The sequence below is a fragment of the Chthonomonas sp. genome, assembly GCF_035294505.1.
Classification (GTDB): Bacteria; Armatimonadota; Chthonomonadetes; order Chthonomonadales; family Chthonomonadaceae; genus Chthonomonas.
The window spans coordinates 1-2,590 of record NZ_DATGKU010000107.1 but is presented as its reverse complement, the minus strand read 5'-3'; the positions used below and the strand labels follow the sequence as shown (position 1 = coordinate 2,590).

The 2,590-nt window shown below is 58.5% G+C and carries 2 rRNA genes; both read right to left on the bottom strand.

Annotated features, from left to right (window positions below):
* Nucleotides 1-103 (bottom strand): 5S ribosomal RNA (gene rrf, locus VKV18_RS06275); the annotation flags it as partial.
* 81 nt (nt 104-184) lie between these two features.
* Nucleotides 185-2,590: ribosomal RNA gene (locus VKV18_RS06270) — 23S ribosomal RNA — on the bottom strand; the annotation flags it as partial.

Here is a 2,590-nt window from a genome sequence, read left to right as displayed (position 1 = left end):
CGACTCTCCCGCGTCTTGAGACGCAGTACCATAGGCGCAGGGGTTTTTCACGGCCGAGTTCGGGATGGGATCGGGTGTTGGTCACCCCGCTATGGCCACCAGGTCTTCGCGCCCGCCCTCGAGGTGTTGGGGGGCGGGTGGGGATGGGTTTGGTTGGGGGGAGTGGGGCTGATGCATGGTGGGGGAGAGAGAGCCTATTGGGCGATTAGGACCGCTCGGCTGCATGCGTTACCGCACGTTCACCTGCGGCCTATCGACGTGCTGGTCTGGCACGGCCCTTAGGGAGACCTGGTTTTCAGGAGGGTTTCCCGCTTAGATGCTTTCAGCGGTGATCCCGTCCGCACATAGCTACCCGGCGATGCCGCTGGCGCGACAACCGGTGCACCAGAGGTGCGTCCATCCCGGTCCTCTCGTACTAGGGACGGCGCCTGGCAAGTCTCCTTACACCCACGGCAGATAGGGACCGAACTGTCTCACGACGTTCTAAACCCAGCTCACGTACCACTTTAATCGGCGAACAGCCGAACCCTTGGGACCTGCTTCAGCCCCAGGATGTGATGAGCCGACATCGAGGTGCCAAACCTCCCCGTCGATATGGACTCTTGGGGGAGATCAGCCTGTTATCCCCGGCGTACCTTTTATCCGTTGAGCGATGGCCCTCCACACACGGGACCACCGGATCACTATGACCGACTTTCGTCTCTGCTCGAGCTGTCGCTCTCGCAGTCAGGCAGGCTTATGCCATTGCACTCACCAGCTGATTTCTGACCAGCCTGAGCCTACCATCGCGCGCCTCCGTTACTCTTTGGGAGGCGACCGCCCCAGTCAAACTACCCACCATGCAGGGTCCCGCCCCGAGATGATCGGGGCCGGTTAGATGTCAGGAAGCGGACAAGTGGTATTTCACTGGCGACTCCACCCAAGCTGGCGCCCAGGTTTCACAGTCTCCCACCTATTCTACGTATCCCCTGCCTAACACCACTGCAAAGTTGTAGTAAAGGTGCACGGGGTCTTTCCGTCTAACCGCGGGTACTCCGCATCTTCACGGAGAATTCAATTTCGCTGAGCCGATGTTGGAGACAGCGGGGAAGTCGTTACGCCATTCGTGCAGGTCGGAACTTACCCGACAAGGAATTTCGCTACCTTAGGACCGTTATAGTTACGGCCGCCGTTTACCGGGGCTTCGGTTCAAGGCGTGAACCTCTCTCCTTAACCTTCCGGCACCGGGCAGGCGTCAGACCCTATACTTCGCCTTGCGGCTTAGCAGAGCCCTGTGTTTTTGGTAAACAGTCGCTACCCCCTGGCCTGTGCCCCTCCATCCCGCTTGCGCGGAATGAAGGCCCTCTTCTTCCGAAGTTACGAGGGCAATTTGCCGAGTTCCTTCAACATCGTTCTCTCAAGCGCCTGGGTATTCTCTACCAGTCCACCTGTGTCGGTTTAGGGTACGGTCTTATCGCTGAGGCTGTTTCCTGGAAGTCCCAGGCCGCCTTCCCAATCCAGTAAGGGAAAACGGCTTTCGGCCTTCGTCACCATCAGCAGGCTGGGGAATATTGACCCCATTCCCATCGACTACGGCTTTCGCCCTCGCCTTAGGGACCCGGCTCACCCTGCGCGGATTAACCTTGCGCAGGAACCCTTGGACTTTCGGCGACAGGGTCTCTCACCCTGTTTGTCGCTACTCATGTCAGCATTCTCACTTCCGATACCTCCAGCGCACCTTGCGATGCGCCTTCACCGGCTTACGGAACGCTCCGCTACCGCGTGCAAGATCCGCAGATCTCGCACACCCGCAGCTTCGGCACGTGGCTTGAGCCCCGTTACATTTTCGGCGCAGGACGACTTGTTTAGACCAGTGAGCTATTACGCTTTCTTTAAAGGATGGCTGCTTCTAAGCCAACCTCCTGGTTGTCATGGTCTTCCCACATCCTTTCACACTGAGCCACGATTTGGGGACCTTAGCTGGCGGTCTGGGCTGTTTCCCTCTCGCCCGCGGACCTTAGCACCCACGGGCTGCCTGCCGATCTCCACTCGCCGGTATTCGGAGTTTGGTTAGATTTGGTAAGGCTCGCGCCCCCCTAGTCCATCCAGTGCTCTACCCCCGGCGGTGAGCGATCGACGCTCTACCTCAATAGATTTCGCGGAGAACCAGCTATTTCCGAGTTTGATTGGCCTTTCACCCCTAGCCACAGGTCATCCGTTACTTTTGCAACAGTAGTCGGTTCGGCCCTCCAGTGGGTGTTACCCCACCTTCAGCCTGCCCATGGCTAGATCACCCGGTTTCGGGTCTAATCCCGGCAACTCATTCGCCCTATTCAGACTCGCTTTCGCTGCGCCTACGCCTAGCGGCTTAAGCTTGCTGCCGAGACTAACTCGCTGACCCATTATACAAGAGGTACGCCGTCACCCCATGAAGGGGCTCCGACTGCTTGTAGGCATCCGGTTTCAGGAACTGTTTCACTCCCCTCGTCGGGGTGCTTTTCACCTTTCCCTCACGGTACTGGTGCACTATCGGTCACTGAGGAGTACTTAGGCTTGGAGGGTGGTCCCCCCATGTTCAGGCAGGATTGCACGTGTCCCGCCCTACTCGAGG